Here is a 16,291-nt window from a genome sequence, read left to right as displayed (position 1 = left end):
CTGCCGGTGGCGTATTTATTCCAAGCATGAAATGGAAGAATACAACTCTTCAGCCATATGAGTACAATGTATCCCTGGCAAAACAATATCTAGCCGAATCAGGCTGGACTGATACGAATAATGATGGATATGTTGACAAAAAGGGTGAACCGCTCACATTGAAATTCTTCACCTATACCGAACGTCCTGGACTTCCGCCGATGCAGGAAGCAATTTCTGCAAATCTGGAAAATATTGGGATAAAAGTTGAGCAGGTAGCCATGGAGAACGCTGTTCTTTCCAAAGCAATGGGAGATGACTGGGATCTGTATCTGTCAGCAACCAACCTTGCCATGGTCCCAGACCCGGAGTACGTGCTTAAAGGCTGGTATTCAACCGATGGAGTAAGTAACAAGGCAAAATACAGTAATCCAGTTGTAGATCACATGATCATCGATGGACACCGTATCGTGAATGAAACCGAACGGTATGATCATTTCCGTAAGATTGAGGCCATTGTATATGATGATCTGCCAACTATCAATGTTGCATATTATGGCGTTGCCATTGTCATGAAAGACAATGTGACCGGATATACTTTCGATCCAACGGCTCATGATTACCGGATTGACCCAGGGATGTCAATCTCATAATCATCACTTTTTTGGTGGCATTTCAGGTAATCTGGCCATGTTCTACAGAGACTCATTATTCATTTGATAATGCATTGTGTGAAAAAGCTGGAAGAACATTGGTTTTTTTATGTGAGAGAAATTATGGATGAAGAACAGATAAAAACCGAAATTTCAGAAAGATGGAATGAGAGTGCCTCCCGGTATGATACCTTTGTATCACATGGCATTCATACGGATGATGAGAAGAAACTCTGGATACATGCTTTTGCAAAGGTACTGCCAGAAGGAAACAAACCGCTGTCTGTTCTTGATGTGGGATGTGGAACAGGTGCAATCGGACTTATATTTGCAGAGATGGGGCATCAGGTGACCGGCCTTGATTTATCTGAGAAGATGATGGATGAAGGTCGGAAAAAAACAAAAGAGAGAGCACTGTCGATGACATTTCTCCATGGTGATGCCGAAAATCCTCCTTTCCCAGATAACCACTTTGATGTGGTCATAAACCGTCATCTGCTTTGGACGTTACCAAATCCTGAAACGGCCCTCAAGTCATGGAAACGAATTATAAAACCCGGAGGAAGAGTAATAATCATCGATGGATTATGGAATGATAAAAGATTGAAATCGCTAATCTGCCGGAGATGTAGTGAATATCTGGGAAGGATTTTATATCCTGATACTGCAGAGAACCTTGATTATTCTCCACAATTACAACAAAACCTTCCTCACATCGGTGGTATCTCTGAAGCAAAAGCGGTCATTTATTTCAAAAATGCCGGATTTGAAGATATAATAACAGAAAATCTCATGCATATCAGGAAAAACCAGCATCACCGGCTTATGTGGTATCAGAAAATTAAACCGATGGGGACGTACTATCTCATTTCCGGCACAAAACGAGCGTGAGAGATGCACCAGTACATTGTGATGAGAACCGGATACCTGATCCTGACCTTATTTATCGCGTCGGTCTTCACCTTTTGTGTTGTCAATGCTATTCCAGGAGAACCTGCTGAAGTATTGGCAAAACATCTGTTTCTTGGTCTTGAGGAATCAGCACCACCAGAACTGATCGCAGAAGTCTCTGCACGATATGATCTGAATAAACCTTTGATAGAACAGTACTCTGAATGGATACGGGGTATATTATCTGGAAACCTGGGAAATTCCATAATTTATAATAAATCAGTCGGGAAACTCCTTGAACTGTATCTTCCGCCGACGATTCTCCTTACCTCCTTTGCCATGACCTTTGCAATAATCACCGGTATAGCTCTTGGAATTGCCTCTGCTCTTCATCAGAATAAAACAGCAGATCATCTCATACGGTTCATTACTATCTTTTCAATTTCCATGCCTTCATTCTGGGTCGCTGTTATGCTTATCCTCATTTTTTCCCTCTGGCTTAATCTCACACCTGTTGCCGGATATGGTGAGCCAAAATACATAATTTTACCATTAATAGCACTCGGACTTCATTCGATGGCGTCAATTGCTCGTATTATGAGGACAAGTATGCTGGATACTATGGAAAAACCGTTTATAATATTTTCAAAAGCTAAAGGCCTTTCAAGAAAGAAAATTCTCTTCTCTCATGCTTTTAAAAACGCGTTTTTACCAGTTCTTACCGTGATTGGCATGTCATTTGGTTCACTCCTTGCCGGTTCTGTCATCATCGAAACAATATTTACATGGCCAGGGATCGGAGCCCTATTAATGAAAGCAATTTCAGCCCGTGATCTCGTGGTGATTGAAAGCACAATCATGGTGATTGTGTTCATGTTTCTCATCGTGAATTTCGTCATAGACATTCTATACCACGTGATTGACCCGAGGATAACCTATGAGTGAATGTACATTATCCACACAGGTCAGAAAAATCTCCATATCCATTCAAAAGTCAGACTGGCTCTATAGGTTTAAGATGAGACGTGATCTGCAGGTAGCATGCGTATTAATTGTCATCATCCTTATAATAGGGTTTTTTGCTCCGGATATTGCCCCCCAAAACCCGAATATTACAGATCTGGAGGGAAAAAATCAAGGCCCTACTGCAGATCACATTCTCGGTACTGATTACCTGGGAAGAGATCTCTTCTCACGTGTCATCTGTGGGTTACAAACCTCACTTGAGATAGCACTCGCTACAATTGTGATCTCATTTATTATTGGAGTTACTATTGGTAGTTTCTCCGGATACCAAAGTGGGTGGATTGATAATGTCATCGGCCGAATAATTGACGTATTTTTAGCATTTCCATCCGTAATCCTCGCTCTGGCTCTGATGATGCTTCTGGGAAGCGGAGTCTTAAACATGATAATTATGCTGTCCATCGTTCAGTGGGCATCGTTTGCCAGACTAACGCGTGGCCAGGTCCTCGCAGAAAAAAATCAGGAATATGTATTATCAGCCAAAGCTGCAGCCCTTCCCGGATGGTGGACTATGACAAAGCATATCCTTCCAAATTGTATCATGCCCGTTATCGTACTTGCAACGATTGATATCGGTCATGCAATTCTCACCATTGCAACCCTCTCATTCCTTGGTGTCGGGATTCCCCCGGCTATTCCGGAGTGGGGCTCAATGATTAATTCTGGGCTGCCATATATGCGTATTGCTCCTCTGAATGTAATAGTTCCCGGACTTGCAATTACGTGCGTTACTCTTCTCTTTAATATCACGGGCGAAGGAATTCGTGATATCACCGATCCAAAGACAGACAATGAGGGATCTTTGTGAATACCGTTCTTGAAGTAATGGATCTTAACGTGACCTTTCCTACAAGAGCAGGAGCAATCAGAGCCTCTCAACAGGTGAGTTTTCGGATGCAGAAAGGAGAGATATCAGTTCTCATTGGTGAGACTGGTTCAGGAAAATCTGTTATCGGGCTGGCAGTTCTTCATCTGCTCCCTGAGGCTGCGATTATATCCGGCAAAATCAACTACAATGGGAGAGAAATTCTCTCAATGTCAGAAAAAGAATTTTCCAGGTTCCGCGGAAGAGATATCTCCCTGGTACCACAAAACCCGTCAGGATCATTAGACCCCCTTATGAGATGTGGGAAACAAATATCAGAATCACTTGAAATACGTGGGATTTCGAACTTAAAGCAGAGTACAGAAGTAGAGAATATCCTTTCTAATCTTCAATTTTCAGATCCGAAACTGACTGCTGCTTCATTTCCTCATGAATTATCCGGCGGAATGCGTCAGAGAGTGACAACAGGGATTGCCCTGGCCTCCGAACCCAAACTTCTCGTATCAGACGAACCAACCAAAGGACTGGATTATTCTTCCAGAAAAACCTCGATGAAGATGTTTCTGCACCTGAAACATATCAGGAAAGATACACATCTGCTTATTACTCATGATCTTGATCTAGCTCGAATGATTGGAGATACTATTCATGTCCTGTATTCCGGGGAGATAATAGAATCAGGCCCGGTTGATGAGATCTTTTCTGACCCCCATCATCCCTATACAGAGGGACTTATCGCCGCTCTGCCCCGGAACGGAATGAAAGCAATGCCAGGTATGTGTCCAGGTCTTATCGATCTTCCTTCGGGGTGCTACTTTTACAGCAGGTGTCCGTATCAGTGTGAACAAGGAAAAACAATCCATCCGGCAATTATCCCTGTAAATGGGAGAAGGAGTGTGAGATGTCATCGGTTCTCCAGGTAACAAATCTCTCGAAAACCTTCGGCCATGGAGATATCTTCCGTGATGTGTCATTCACTCTGAATGCCGGAGAAACTATCGGTCTGTTCGGTCCAAGCGGATGTGGAAAGTCAACTTTGGGACGGTGTATATTGGGCCTTGAAAAATTGACAAAAGGCTCAGTACTCTTTGAAGGGAAGGACATTTTCAGACTGGACCGAAAGGAGCGATCTTGTCTGCAGGCAAAAATGCAGATGGTATTCCAGCACCCGGAGGTATCATTTGATCCTCGCCGACGCTTGATCTATAGTGTGACTGAACCACTGGTGTATCATGAAAAGGGCGAATCCGAATATGTATTACACTCCCTTCTCCCATTAATCCATGCAGTCGGTCTTCATCCGGGTATCCTGGATAAATATCCCGGACAACTCTCCGGTGGTGAACTCCAACGAGCGATGATGGTCAGAATTTATTCACTCTCTCCCCACCTTCTTATTGCAGATGAACCAACATCCATGCTGGACATGTCAGTTCAGTCACAAATTTTGAATCTCATGAAAGAGATGCAGAAGAAAAACTCTACGGCATGTATTTTCATCTCCCATGATCCGGAGGTCATGCAGGTGATGTGTGATCGGATCGGTGTGATGTCAGAGGGAAAGTGTGAAATAATGAATAAAAATAACTTTTCAGAATGGATGCAGCCGTTATTGGTGATGGACACAATGGAAAAGGATCATTAAATGGGTATTCTCAATCTGAATGATGTGGTTTTTGGGAAACCAATAAAAGGAATGCATACCAGGGGTTGCAGAAGTACCTAATCTCATCTTGACTAATGAATATCAATATCGCTTTTTTGCCATGAAATTGTATTGGGTTACTATCTGATTAAAAAATTTTTACCGTTTTTTCTCATCAACTTATAGTTTTCAGCATCATGTAACCAAAGACCTCATTCTTTCAGTATTTGAGGTAAATCAACAGCAGTAACCATGTGTCCCATACTCGCAAGCGGTATGGAGATAGATCCAGGACCAGTGCCAACATCGAGAATCTTTAACGGGGCTCTCCCAAGGTATTCAGAGAAGAGAGATTTCCAGCCGGCGGTTCCTTTCTCTGATTTTAAAAAACGTTCAACACCGGAGTTATACCGAAATGCTCCGGAGTTCCAGTATGATACGATCGATTCTTTCATGAAGATACAACTCTTTTTTTCAGTTACTCCCCGCCGGTCTCTGTTTTGGATTCCACCAGACCACTGCAGTCTGATACTCCCTGACAACCCGTTTTCCTATCGGAAGGTCCTGGCTGTGATCCTCCAGATACCGGGTTATCTTCTCCTCGACTTCCGGAGTATAATCGGTATACAGCGAATAAAAAACCTTGTACATCGTCCGAAGCCGTTCAGCAGTTCTAATACTTGAAGAAGATATCACTTCAACATTAGGGACTCTGCCATTCTGGTACAGGATATTATAGATGTACGGGTATTCCGGATACTGGGGGTATGGAATGTCACCCATAATACTCTCCCAGAGATCCAGCTCAGGTCCACTGACTGATCCGAACCCTGCTGCAATACAACAAGTTCCTCTACAGACCTCTTCCATTCTCTTAACCTGTTCCATAATATCACGAAACATCCAGATGACCGTAGAAGAGAGTAAAAGGTCAAATTTCTCCCGGCTGGCAGAGACATCAACTTCCTGCCACATCTTTGGGATAATTGTATAATTGGTTATCCCTGATTCATTCGCATTCTCACGGATCCGTTCTATCATCCCTTTTGCAGGTTCAACAGCAGTATAATGCCCAACGTGAGGGGCGAACGGAATTACGAATGTTCCAGGTCCTGAACCTACTTCAATCACCTGGGAGTCAGATGACACGAGATGTCGTTTCCTGAGCACTTCAAGAACTTTATTTCCATACTCATAATTATTGGACCGCCTTGACTCGGAGTAATCCTGTGACCGGGTTGTCCAGTCGTCAACCGCATAGTCGCGTTTCATGATGGTCATCCGATCATCATAGATCTTCTCCCAGATCTCCTCCCAGTCAATCTTCCCGTCCATCATGCTACCCTCCACCATAATAGGCCCATCAACCCGTTACTTGAGACAATTCCGTCTTTTAATCGACTTTTTACATAATCACGAATGATCTCCGTATCCTTGCTCGTAAGCGGGCGATACTTCTGCACCACCTGCTCCATCGAAGAGATTGCAGATCGCTCTGATCGATGAGTCTCATAGGGTAGGACCGTTACATTCGGTCTCATCCCTTTCGAATTAAGCAGATTAAAGAGGCAGTGAAACTGGTCAAACTCCATCTCCCTGATTCCAAGCGTTTTATAAAGATAGGTAGAGTCCTCACTAGTTCCAAATCCCCCTGCAATACAGCAGTATCCACGGGAGACCATATCCATACGCTTTAACTGGACCATAATATCAGGAAAATGCCAGAGCGAGTGGCAACAGAGGACAAGATCAAAGGATTTTTCAAATTGCCTCGTATTAACTTCCTGCCATGTCTTCTGAAGCGGATAAATATTCTTCAGATTCTCCCCTTTTGCATTCTCTTCCAGTTTCTGAATCATCTGTGCTGCAGGCTCTATTGCAGTTACCGACTGAACATTTCGTGCAAAGGGAATCGTCAGAGCACCAGGACCAGATCCGATATCTATGACCTGAGATTCCGAATCTGCAAGGCCCTCTGAAAAGCAGAACTGCCGTATCTGTTCTCCATGATGAAACGCACTGTTCAGGACCATATCCGAGTAATCCTCAGCCCTGGATTCCCAGTAATCCACCGTTGTCCTGGAGGCAATATCCTGAATATTTCTCTCCCATATCTCTTCCCAGTTTATTGATACTGTCATACTATACCTCATGTACAAGGGCTCGTCTCTCGCCCTACATTTGATTATTAAATATTCACTGCAGTAAATTTAATAATACTTTTATTTATTTTGTAGCACTAATTAGAATATGAAGATGAATAACATTATTGAGATCTCGGATCTTACTGTATCATTCAAAGGCGAGGGATATCTGCTCACTGCAGTTGATAATCTCTCACTCTCCGTGATACATGGTGAGACCCTTGCTATCATTGGGGAGAGCGGGAGTGGAAAGTCCGTCCTTGGTCTTGCTATACTAAGACTACTGCCTGATACTGCTGCCATTTCAGGTTCAATTATTTTTCAGACCCAGGACATCCTCACACTCAGTGAAGGGATGATGGAAAAGATCAGGGGAGGGAAAATTGCTTGGATCCCGCAAAATCCAAAACTTGGGTTTAATCCCTCGATGAAGATCTGGAAACAGGTTTCTGAACCGATAGTTCTCCATACAGATAGTTCATGGTCAGAAGCAAAGAAACAGGCGATTAGACTTCTTCGTCAGTACAGTATCTTACCTCCGGAGAAGTGGGCCGAGGAGTACCCCGTTGCATATAGTGGTGGAATGCTCCAGCGGGCGATGCTTGCCATGGGTACCTCGACCATTCCATCGGTGTTAATAGCTGACGAACCAACAAAAGGGATTGATGCGATTAACAAAAAAGATGTCATTGAGATGTTTAACACACAGAAAGAGAGGGGCATCACCCAGATTATCATCACCCATGATCTTGATTTTGCTTCAGAGGTTGCTGACCGGATAGCGGTGATGTACTGCGGGCAGATAGTGGAGCTCACCAGTGTTGAAAGGTTTTTTACTACTCCACTTCACCCCTATTCAGTAGGACTGGTAAACTCACTTCCCCAGCGGGGATTATCACCGATTCCCGGTACTTCTCCGTCAATGCATGAAAAACAGGCGGGATGCAGATTCAAGTCACGATGCTCTCTCTGTAGTAGGGTCTGCTCAGAAGAAATCCCCCTTTTCCCTGTTGGGTATGACAATGTCAGGTGTATCCAGTATCATAACCGGAACAGGGCTTGGTAAAACCTACCAATCCGGGTTTTTCAGTCACCAGAAGACTTTCGCAGTGCAGGATGTAGATATTGAGATTAAAACCGGAGAGACCTATGCTCTTGTTGGAGAGAGCGGGAGTGGAAAGACCACTCTGGGAAAAATTCTGCTCAAACTAATCTCACCCACAAGTGGCAGAATTTTCTATCATAACGAGGATATTACTGATCTTCAAGGTCCAGAACTCATACCAATCCGACGAAAGATGCAGATAATACCACAGCACCCTGAGGATGCATTTAATCCACGGTGGAGATTATCACGGTCAATAATGGAGCCTTTTTTAATACATGGTCAGGCTCAGGAGAATGGGGGATTAAAGAATGTTCTCTTAGAGCTTCTTGCCGAAACCGGTTTGAACCCAGATTATGCAGAGCGGTATCCACATCAACTCTCAGGCGGTGAACTTCAGCGGGCAGCCATTGCACGTGCCCTTGCATTAAAGCCGGACTTTATCCTCTGTGATGAACCTACCTCGATGCTTGACGTTTCTGTGCAGGCGGCAATAATCCAGCTCCTCCTTTCACTTCAGAAGAGAAGTACCATCTCTCTCCTTTTCATCACCCATGATTTAAAACTTGCAGACCATATTGCAGACCGAGTCGGAGTAATGTATAATGGACATATTATAGAGGAAGGAAGTGGCATACTCAAATCCCCTATGCACCCCTATTCACAGTCTATCGTTCGCGGACACAAACATCAAAGACCCGATCAGTCAATACCATCTCATGAATCCTGCCCATTTGTCCTACAATGTCCGAATAAAACAGAAAAATGCCAAACAATTCCGTCTGTAACAGATTGTTCAGGAAGAAAAATACGATGTCATCATCCATTTAAGTATGATTAGATACAATTATGTAACACATATTAACATAATTAAATAAGATGGACAAAGGAAAATTAAAATTTATTTTGCTGGGACTACTTCTTCTGATTAGTCTCACATCCTTTACCGCAGCGAGTTCGAACATTCTGAACGTAGGCGGGCCATGGAGTCCGAAGACAACAGACCCGCATATAGACGGGTACTCATACCAGCGTTTAGGGATAATTGATACATTAGTTGATGTTGACCAGGATGCAGCACTTATTCCCGGACTTGCAACCAACTGGCAGGTATCCGGAGATCAACTCACCTGGACATTTACCCTCCGGGACGGGGTGGTATTCCATGACAAAACTCCATTTACCGCAGCTGCGATGAAGAAATCGCTTGAAGACTCCTTAGTGAAATCCAAAACGTTCGCTAATGTTCCAATAAAAGAGATAAAAGCACCCAGTGATAATATCCTTGAGATTGTACTTTCAACCCCGTTTTCAGGACTTCCTGCATTTATGGCCAAGGGAGAGAGCGGCGCCCTGTCACCTGACTGTATCGACCAGGGAGATATAACCCGGCCAATCGGTACCGGACCTTTCATTTTTGAATCATTTACACCAAAAGAAGAGATTCGGACGGTTAAAAATCCAAATTATTGGGGAAAGGTTCCATCGGTGGATGGAGTAGTATATACCTCAATTCCTGATGCGGTGACCAGATCCATGATGCTCCAGAGCGGTGAGATTGATATCAGTCTTATCAATCCCCCGGAGGTTACAGAAAAATTCCAGAGTATGGCAGGATTTACAGTGAAGGACCAGCCGATCCACCGGGTGAGAATCATGGCCTACAACTGTGAAGAAGGACCATTCACCGATAAACTGGTACGACAGGCGATAAACTATGCCATTGATAGGCAGGCACTGGTCACGTATGTTATGGAAGGAGTCGGATCTCCTGCAGCCAGTACATTCCCACCGGAGTTTTTCTGGGCAAACAAGGACCTTCAGCCATTCCCATACAACCCAGACCAGGCAAAATCACTTTTGACACAGGCAGGCTGGACTGATAGTAACAATGATGGTATCCTAGACAAAAACGGGGAAAAGTTCTCAATCACCCTCTTAACCTATCCGGAACGAGCAGAACTTCCACCGATGGCTGAAGTCATTCAGGACCAGCTGAAAAAGGTAGGAATTGAAGTCGAAATAGTAGTAGTGGATGTTGATTCATCTAATGCTCGTCGAAACAAAGGAGATTTTGACATCTATCTCCTGGGAAGAGGCCTCTTGTTTACACCGGATCCTGACGAGGTTATGATGACTGATTACCATTCTTCCGGAACATCTGGTGATGGGTGGTGTGCATACCGGTGGAGTAATCCAGAAGTTGATGAGCTGATTGAGAAGGCACGGGGTATCATTGATCCGTCTGCACGAAAGTCACTCTATGACCGGGTACAGGAGATTGTCGTGGATGAAGCACCGGTCTCGTACCTGAACTATTATGTGAACCAGGATATCTACTCTGATAGAGTGAAAGGGTACCGGATGCACCCGACCGAACTTTCATACCACTTAGAAGAGGTATCTCTCTCATAACTTTTTTAAACGACATGTAACTTGTGGATCCAATGAAACGGTTCATCCTCCTCAGACTTTTCCAGACCATTCCCGTGTTGATAAGTATTACATTTATCGCTTTTCTGCTCATGATGGTAACGCCAGGTGATCCGGCAGAGATTAACTTACGGGCGATGATGAACACCGAATCCCCTCCGAAAGAGGCGATCGAGCAGATGCGGATGGAAATGGACCTTGATAAGCCCTGGTACATCCAGTACTACTCTTGGCTTTCCAGAGTGCTTCATGGGGATCTTGGGTACTCGTATCAGACGCGAAAGAGCACTGTTGAAGAGATACTACGGGCATTTCCAGTGACATTTCTGCTTTCATCTATTGCAATGCTTTTTTCGATTATCATCGCAATCCCAATCGGTATTCTTGCAGGGATACATCCGAATGGTAAACTGGATCATCTCTCACGAGGAATTTCCATCATTGGCCTGTCTATTCCTGATTTCTTTCTTGGTATCCTTGGCATTCTCATCTTCTCGATAACATTGAAGATCCTGCCGGTAGCCGGTTACAAAGGGCCTGAATACCTTATCCTGCCTGCCTTTGCCCTCTCTATCAGTCTCTTTGCTGTTACCATGCGACTTATGAGGACGAGTATGGCTGAGGTGCTGGAACAGGAGTATATCAGGACGGCGATCTCGAAGGGTCTGGACCGGGGCACAATAATCAGGCGTCATGCATTGAAAAACGCCATTGTCCCGGTCCTGACCTACATGGGAACGCAGTACGGATGGCTGTTTGGGGGAGCGATGATCATCGAATCACTCTTTGCATTGCCCGGAATGGGACGTCTATTTGTTGATGCAGCTGCTTCCCGGGACATCATGGTGATGCAGGCGTGTATCATGGTTTTTGCTATTATTTTCATCATAATCAATCTCTGTATCGATATCTCATACTACCTGCTTGACCCGAGGATGAGGGATACTCATGAGTAGTACGGTGTATATCCCGATATCAGATCAGGGGTTTTGTGCCTTAGGGATGAGGGTTCTGAAAAAACGACCGCTATTGGTTTTCGGACTGATAATTCTTATCCTTATGTGTCTGATGGCAGTATTCGCTCCATATATCGCTCCGCATGATCCCTACGAGCAATCGCTTGAGAACCGGTTTCTACCTCCATCGACCGAATACCCACTTGGAACCGACCAGTTCGGGAGATGTGTGCTAAGCCGGGCGATCTATGGTTCTCAGCCTTCGCTTATAATCGCTGTCGTCTCTACCATACTGGTAGTTATCATCGGATTACTGGTCGGCTTATGTGCGGGATATTACCGAAGAGTAGATGGATTACTGATGAGGATCACCGACATTATGCTTGCATTCCCGAGTATGGTGGTGACGTTGGCTCTCGTAGGGATTATGGGGCCGGGAGTTCCCTCAATTATCCTGGCATTGGCACTTCCCGGCTGGGCCAAATATGCACGGGTTGTACGCTCCTCAACCATGTCAATCAAAAACAGAGGATTTGTTGAGAGTGCACGGGCTCTTGGCGCAAAAAACAGGTATATTCTCTTCAGACACATCTTACCAAACGTCCTTGCTCCGGTTATGGAGATCGCAACGCTAGGGCTTGGGAGTAAGATCATCATGATTGCCGGACTTGGGTTTTTAGGTCTTGGTATTCAGGTACCAACCCCTGAATGGGGGAATATACTGAACCAGGGGCTTCCGCTCCTCTATAAAGCACCCTTAATAGCCCTCTCAGCAGGTGCTCTGATCATGGCGTTTGTGCTGGCAACAAATCTTATCGGGTCAGAGATACGGGATCTGATGGATCCGATGAGCGATTCGGTTAAGATATGAGGGTCAGGACTGGTACACGATCACGGGAACCCCCATATTCAAAAAGTGGGGACCGTTAGAGACAACAGGGGCATCAATTGCAAGTGCCGATCCAGCAATTATGGTATCAGCAACAGAAATCCCATGAAGTTACAAAAAACCTGCATTAATTGCGATTTCATCATTCAGGGGGAGAATAATAAGTTTAGAATGTTGAATCTGTGTAACTCGTAGTCAGGCGATAGAATCATTTATATTTCTTTTATAGAGACATACAAGTTCGGTCTGGGTAATAGTCGCAACATACCCCTCATTATCATCATTCTGAATCTCATCCATTAATGTTTTGATTATTTCAGACCCCTCTTCACGGTTGAAAAATGCAAGAAATGCATGAGTTTCAAAGAGAACTTTTTTCTTCAAGATCTTTATCCCATTCGTCTCTAAATTCTTTTAGCGCTCTTTTCGTATCTACCATAGAATCTACTCCCCAGAGATGTGAGATATTTATGAGGGGTTTTAGGTGTATGCCATCCTTCTCCTTAACAATTAATAGAGAATCCCCATCAGACAAAGAGAACGCTTCACATATTTTTGAAGGAAGAGTTATCTTTCTATTAGATGAGAGAGTAACAACATCCATAATATGTGTTTATTGGCAGTGTTATGATATATTCCTTACTTGCTTGTGTATGCCTCATTATTAGTAGATCTCTTTCCATATGGACAGACATATACACAGAGGCCACAGATTGCCAAAAGTCCCATCTTTTTCCTATCTGAAAACCCTCTGTTGCAGGCTTCTCTGTCAAACCTGAACGCTCCTGGATCCTCTGCATCGAAGGGGATACCTGATATCGCATGAACCGGGCAGATCTGTGTGCAAGCCTTACATCGTCCGCACTGCTCATCCATCGGCTCTTTCTCCTGGTGTATTGGGGCTGATATTAGAACGGTAACCCATCTGACCCGTGGACCATGTTCCGGGGTGATAAGAAGAGCACTCTTTCCAATCCATCCATGGCCTGCCTGGTGAGCGGCTATCTTATGGGAGAACTCTGAAGTCAGTCCATCCGGTCCTCGTGGTGATGAGGCTGGGACGTGATAAGTCTTGTATCCAAAATCCTCAATAATAGAACATATCTCTGTAGCAATGGAATCAAGGTGGTGGTTTGTCTCGTCATAATGACGGCAGTATGCCTGATATACAGATACATCGTCACGATTTGGAAGGGAGTTGATTATCTGATCCGAGAGCGCAATTCCAACCGAGACTGCTGCAGGATAATCATGGACCCGGTATCCTTCAAGGTCTGGAATGGATGAGGTAAGGGCTGATATATCTGCAAAACCACAGTAATATGCACCCATTCTTCTGGCAGTATCAAAAACGGGCTTAGTGAAAAGCATGGATGTGTGGTGATTTACTGAACTGTGCCCCAGATGATATTTACTTCGTGCTGGCGTTCATGGTCACTCGCAGAATGCAGGCGCTGGTGATACTCAGCAATATCCTTTAGGTTCTTTGACTGAACATCTCCAAGGCCATTTGCTGTGAAGAGTTCCTTTAACGACTCAATTGTAAGCTGATCCCCATTTGGAAGTTGCATAGTAATCTCCTTTGAATAAGTCTGTTCCCAAAGTTTTTCCTGATCTGATTTCTCTGATTCATCCTTCTCATCTGAGTGATGAAAGTAGTCTTTTGGTTCCTGGTGTCCATCTATCGCGATAATCACCCCGCCAGGTCTGCAAATCCTTGACCATTCTCGGATAGCCACATCTGGATGAGGAAGTGTCCAAAGCAGATGACGGCAAATTACCACGTCAAACATCCGATCAGGAAACTCCGGGTTTTCAGCATCACCAAGTAAAAACCGTATTGATAGGTCTTTTGATTCTGCTTTCCTATTCGCAATATCAAGCATCTCTTCACACAAATCGATACCCGTGACAGAATGACCGAGTTCAGCAAGGTTGATAGCAATCATACCCGTTCCGGTCCCAACATCAAGGACATCTTTTTTGTCGTCGCCTATGATTGTTCTCAGCTGATTTTTCCATAACTGGCATTCGTGATGATCTGCACCATGACCAACATCCTGGTCAAAAGTTTTGCTTCGTTCGTTCCAATATATCCGGACATTTTTCTTGACCGGATCCTGATTTTCTCGAGATATCTCCATATTAAACTCACGTGTATCTTAATCTTCTTGATTCTGTACCATAAAAAATATTAAATTCTGGATAAAAAATCCCTGTGTGGTGTCAGATACTCTTTTAATCCTTCACCTAAGCGGTATATTGACCATACCGTAGCAACAAGCATTATCCCAGGGAATATAGAAGTCCACCATATTCCTCTCATGACGTCACTTTGTGCCTGGTTGAGCATATTCCCCCAGCTGGCCATGTGTGCAGGAATCCCCAGCCCCAGAAAACTCAGCATGGCCTCCATCATGATCGCATGAGCAGCCATAAGCGTAACTGAAATAACCAGGATAGAATACAGATTCGGAAGAATATGCCTTTTCATGATATACCGGTCATCTGCCCCAAGTGCTATCGCAGCCTCAACAAAGGGTCGCTCTTTAATGGATAATGTCTCTCCCCGAATCAATCGTGAAGTACTCATCCAGTGAGTCAGGGAAATAACGAGAATTATAGTCAATATACTCCGGGGAAAGATGGTTGCAAGGACAATAAGCAGGATAACCTCAGGAGGAGAGTTTATCGTATCTACAATTCTCATAAGGAGACCATCAACTCTTCCCCCGATAAATCCTGCGGTAATTCCTATACCGGCTCCCATTGAGACGGCCAAAACGGCTGCAGTCAAACCAACAATAAGTGATATTCTTGTGCCATATATCGTCCGGGTAAAGACATCCCGGCCAAGTTTATCAGTTCCACACCAGTGATCAAGAGAAGGTGGCTGTTCAGCCTCTTCCAGGTTAGCCCGGTTTGGGTCATGAGGAAGGAGAAACGGAACCGCAACTGCGATCAATATGATGAGTATGAGAACTTTAATACCTGGAATGCAGAGTATCGTTCTTACTTTCATTATTTTCACTCGTATCTGACACGTGGATCGATAATTGCGTATGCAATATCCGCCAGAAGATTGCCGATAATCACGAGAATACTGGTAAAGAGTGTCAGACCTATAAGGAGCATAAAATCAGACTTCATTGCTGCATCATATGTCAGTCTTCCAATTCCCGGCCATGCAAAAATTGTCTCAATAACAACACTTCCAGATATTAGCCAGGGAATTGCCAAACCTAACTGAGTGACAAAAGGAAGCAGGGAGTTTCGAAATGCATGTCTGATAAGAATCGTACGCTCGTCTATCCCTTTAGCACGTGCAGTGATGATATAATCCTGTTTTATTGATTCAGAAAGACTGGAACGAAGATATCCATAAAACAAGGCAAAATGACTCATCCCAAGAGCTGTAGCAGGGAGAATAATATGGCGGATTCGGTCTGCTAATTCTGCAAAGAAACCCGGTGGCACTGAAATTGAGACCATTCTCGATGAAGGCAACCATCCAAGCCAGACTGAAAAGATCAGTATAAGAATAAGGGCAATGAAAAAACTCGGTGCTGCATACAGGAGAAAACTGGTGTTTGTAATAATTCGATCGATCAATCCTCCCTCCCGGCTGATGACTATCAACGCAGCAAGGATTGCAAGAACAATCGCAACTCCATATGCAACAAAGCTCAGATACAATGTAGCAGGGAGCTTTTCAATAATAATGTCAATTATGGGGCGTTTATA

The 16,291-nt window shown here is 44.2% G+C and carries 20 protein-coding genes; 11 read left to right on the top strand and 9 right to left on the bottom strand.

Annotated features, from left to right (window positions below):
- From LDL35_RS07820 to LDL35_RS07795, 6 genes are all read left to right on the top strand, one after another.
- The coding region (locus LDL35_RS07820; RefSeq protein WP_304021295.1) for an ABC transporter substrate-binding protein at positions 1–632 on the top strand (632 nt) is incomplete at its 5' end.
- A 123-nt stretch (positions 633–755) separates the two neighbouring features.
- On the top strand, positions 756–1,523 hold the full coding sequence (locus LDL35_RS07815; RefSeq protein WP_304021293.1) for a class I SAM-dependent methyltransferase: 768 nt from the start codon (positions 756–758) through the stop codon (positions 1,521–1,523).
- Between the two features lie 3 nt (positions 1,524–1,526).
- Positions 1,527–2,468 carry an ABC transporter permease gene (locus LDL35_RS07810; protein WP_011447283.1) on the top strand — a complete coding sequence of 314 codons (942 nt, stop codon included), beginning with the start codon at positions 1,527–1,529 and terminating at the stop codon, positions 2,466–2,468.
- Positions 2,461–3,357, top strand: coding sequence for an ABC transporter permease (locus LDL35_RS07805; protein WP_304021290.1), 897 nt, complete (start codon positions 2,461–2,463; stop codon positions 3,355–3,357). Before LDL35_RS07810 ends, LDL35_RS07805 begins: the two co-directional genes overlap by 8 nt.
- Positions 3,354–4,298: an ABC transporter ATP-binding protein gene (locus tag LDL35_RS07800; protein ID WP_011447281.1), complete on the top strand. Its 945-nt coding sequence runs from the start codon at positions 3,354–3,356 to the stop codon at positions 4,296–4,298. The genes LDL35_RS07805 and LDL35_RS07800 overlap by 4 nt, the downstream gene beginning before the upstream one ends.
- Positions 4,277–5,020: a dipeptide/oligopeptide/nickel ABC transporter ATP-binding protein gene (locus tag LDL35_RS07795; protein WP_304021284.1), complete on the top strand. Its 744-nt coding sequence runs from the start codon at positions 4,277–4,279 to the stop codon at positions 5,018–5,020. Before LDL35_RS07800 ends, LDL35_RS07795 begins: the two co-directional genes overlap by 22 nt.
- Positions 5,021–5,232: 212 nt before the next feature.
- On the opposite strand, the gene LDL35_RS07790 is transcribed toward LDL35_RS07795, so the two are convergent.
- The 3 genes from LDL35_RS07790 to LDL35_RS07780 are packed head-to-tail and all read right to left on the bottom strand — an operon-like array spanning position 5,233 to position 7,161.
- The gene (locus tag LDL35_RS07790) at positions 5,233–5,475 is read right to left on the bottom strand and encodes a hypothetical protein (protein WP_304021283.1); all 243 of its coding nucleotides are present in this window, start codon (positions 5,473–5,475) and stop codon (positions 5,233–5,235) included.
- Positions 5,476–5,494: 19 nt separating this feature from the next.
- Entirely contained in the window at positions 5,495–6,358 is an 864-nt protein-coding gene (locus tag LDL35_RS07785; protein WP_304021280.1) for a class I SAM-dependent methyltransferase, read from the bottom strand.
- Positions 6,355–7,161, bottom strand: a complete 807-nt coding sequence (locus tag LDL35_RS07780) for a class I SAM-dependent methyltransferase (RefSeq protein WP_304021268.1) — start codon at positions 7,159–7,161, stop codon at positions 6,355–6,357. The genes LDL35_RS07785 and LDL35_RS07780 overlap by 4 nt, the downstream gene beginning before the upstream one ends.
- Before the next feature lie 115 nt (positions 7,162–7,276).
- On the opposite strand from LDL35_RS07780, the gene LDL35_RS07775 reads away from it, so the two are divergent.
- Genes LDL35_RS07775 through LDL35_RS07755 form a run of 5 tightly spaced genes read left to right on the top strand, consistent with a single transcriptional unit; the run spans position 7,277 to position 12,529 of the window.
- Complete coding sequence (locus LDL35_RS07775) at positions 7,277–8,230, top strand: ABC transporter ATP-binding protein (RefSeq protein ID WP_304021267.1); 954 nt, start codon at positions 7,277–7,279, stop codon at positions 8,228–8,230.
- Positions 8,181–9,110: an ABC transporter ATP-binding protein gene (locus LDL35_RS07770; RefSeq protein ID WP_304021265.1), complete on the top strand. Its 930-nt coding sequence runs from the start codon at positions 8,181–8,183 to the stop codon at positions 9,108–9,110. The genes LDL35_RS07775 and LDL35_RS07770 overlap by 50 nt, the downstream gene beginning before the upstream one ends.
- A gap of 38 nt (positions 9,111–9,148) precedes the next feature.
- Positions 9,149–10,684 (top strand): ABC transporter substrate-binding protein, encoded by a 1,536-nt coding sequence (locus LDL35_RS07765; RefSeq protein ID WP_304021263.1) that lies wholly within the window; start codon positions 9,149–9,151, stop codon positions 10,682–10,684.
- Positions 10,685–10,716: 32 nt separating this feature from the next.
- The gene (locus tag LDL35_RS07760) at positions 10,717–11,658 is read left to right on the top strand and encodes an ABC transporter permease (RefSeq protein ID WP_304021261.1); all 942 of its coding nucleotides are present in this window, start codon (positions 10,717–10,719) and stop codon (positions 11,656–11,658) included.
- A complete protein-coding gene (locus tag LDL35_RS07755) occupies positions 11,651–12,529 on the top strand; it encodes an ABC transporter permease (protein ID WP_304021259.1) in 879 nt (292 codons plus the stop codon). Before LDL35_RS07760 ends, LDL35_RS07755 begins: the two co-directional genes overlap by 8 nt.
- A 213-nt stretch (positions 12,530–12,742) precedes the next feature.
- Here LDL35_RS07755 and LDL35_RS07750 read toward each other — a convergent pair whose 3' ends face one another.
- The 6 genes from LDL35_RS07750 to LDL35_RS07725 all read right to left on the bottom strand — a co-directional run.
- A complete protein-coding gene (locus LDL35_RS07750; RefSeq protein WP_304021256.1) occupies positions 12,743–12,931 on the bottom strand; it encodes a hypothetical protein in 189 nt (62 codons plus the stop codon).
- Positions 12,909–13,151, bottom strand: coding sequence for an AbrB/MazE/SpoVT family DNA-binding domain-containing protein (locus tag LDL35_RS07745; protein WP_304021254.1), 243 nt, complete (start codon positions 13,149–13,151; stop codon positions 12,909–12,911). The genes LDL35_RS07750 and LDL35_RS07745 overlap by 23 nt, the downstream gene beginning before the upstream one ends.
- A 35-nt stretch (positions 13,152–13,186) precedes the next feature.
- Positions 13,187–13,918 carry a 4Fe-4S double cluster binding domain-containing protein gene (locus LDL35_RS07740; protein WP_304021252.1) on the bottom strand — a complete coding sequence of 244 codons (732 nt, stop codon included), beginning with the start codon at positions 13,916–13,918 and terminating at the stop codon, positions 13,187–13,189.
- Between the two features lie 14 nt (positions 13,919–13,932).
- Positions 13,933–14,691: a class I SAM-dependent methyltransferase gene (locus LDL35_RS07735; RefSeq protein ID WP_304021250.1), complete on the bottom strand. Its 759-nt coding sequence runs from the start codon at positions 14,689–14,691 to the stop codon at positions 13,933–13,935.
- Between the two features lie 50 nt (positions 14,692–14,741).
- The gene (locus tag LDL35_RS07730; protein WP_304021248.1) at positions 14,742–15,569 is read right to left on the bottom strand and encodes an ABC transporter permease; all 828 of its coding nucleotides are present in this window, start codon (positions 15,567–15,569) and stop codon (positions 14,742–14,744) included.
- Positions 15,570–15,574: 5 nt separating this feature from the next.
- Positions 15,575–16,291, bottom strand: a 717-nt coding sequence (locus LDL35_RS07725) for an ABC transporter permease (RefSeq protein ID WP_304021245.1), incomplete at its 5' end; no start/stop codon positions are given.

It is taken from the genome of Methanospirillum hungatei, from assembly GCF_020216685.1.
Classification (GTDB): domain Archaea; phylum Halobacteriota; class Methanomicrobia; order Methanomicrobiales; family Methanospirillaceae; genus Methanospirillum; species Methanospirillum hungatei_B.
Note: the sequence above shows the minus strand (reverse complement) of the source record. Positions and strands in the feature narration are given on the sequence as shown.

Coding starts and splice junctions, on each gene's coding strand:
- LDL35_RS07815 (WP_304021293.1), top strand. CDS start 756: ATGGATGAAGAACAGATAAAAACCGAAATTTCAGAAAGATGGAATGAG.
- LDL35_RS07810 (WP_011447283.1), top strand. CDS start 1,527: ATGCACCAGTACATTGTGATGAGAACCGGATACCTGATCCTGACCTTA.
- LDL35_RS07805 (WP_304021290.1), top strand. CDS start 2,461: ATGAGTGAATGTACATTATCCACACAGGTCAGAAAAATCTCCATATCC.
- LDL35_RS07795 (WP_304021284.1), top strand. CDS start 4,277: ATGTCATCGGTTCTCCAGGTAACAAATCTCTCGAAAACCTTCGGCCAT.
- LDL35_RS07790 (WP_304021283.1), bottom strand. CDS start 5,475: ATGAAAGAATCGATCGTATCATACTGGAACTCCGGAGCATTTCGGTAT.
- LDL35_RS07785 (WP_304021280.1), bottom strand. CDS start 6,358: ATGATGGACGGGAAGATTGACTGGGAGGAGATCTGGGAGAAGATCTAT.
- LDL35_RS07780 (WP_304021268.1), bottom strand. CDS start 7,161: ATGACAGTATCAATAAACTGGGAAGAGATATGGGAGAGAAATATTCAG.
- LDL35_RS07775 (WP_304021267.1), top strand. CDS start 7,277: ATGAATAACATTATTGAGATCTCGGATCTTACTGTATCATTCAAAGGC.
- LDL35_RS07770 (WP_304021265.1), top strand. CDS start 8,181: ATGACAATGTCAGGTGTATCCAGTATCATAACCGGAACAGGGCTTGGT.
- LDL35_RS07765 (WP_304021263.1), top strand. CDS start 9,149: ATGGACAAAGGAAAATTAAAATTTATTTTGCTGGGACTACTTCTTCTG.
- LDL35_RS07760 (WP_304021261.1), top strand. CDS start 10,717: ATGAAACGGTTCATCCTCCTCAGACTTTTCCAGACCATTCCCGTGTTG.
- LDL35_RS07755 (WP_304021259.1), top strand. CDS start 11,651: ATGAGTAGTACGGTGTATATCCCGATATCAGATCAGGGGTTTTGTGCC.
- LDL35_RS07745 (WP_304021254.1), bottom strand. CDS start 13,151: ATGGATGTTGTTACTCTCTCATCTAATAGAAAGATAACTCTTCCTTCA.
- LDL35_RS07740 (WP_304021252.1), bottom strand. CDS start 13,918: ATGCTTTTCACTAAGCCCGTTTTTGATACTGCCAGAAGAATGGGTGCA.
- LDL35_RS07735 (WP_304021250.1), bottom strand. CDS start 14,691: ATGGAGATATCTCGAGAAAATCAGGATCCGGTCAAGAAAAATGTCCGG.
- LDL35_RS07730 (WP_304021248.1), bottom strand. CDS start 15,569: ATGAAAGTAAGAACGATACTCTGCATTCCAGGTATTAAAGTTCTCATA.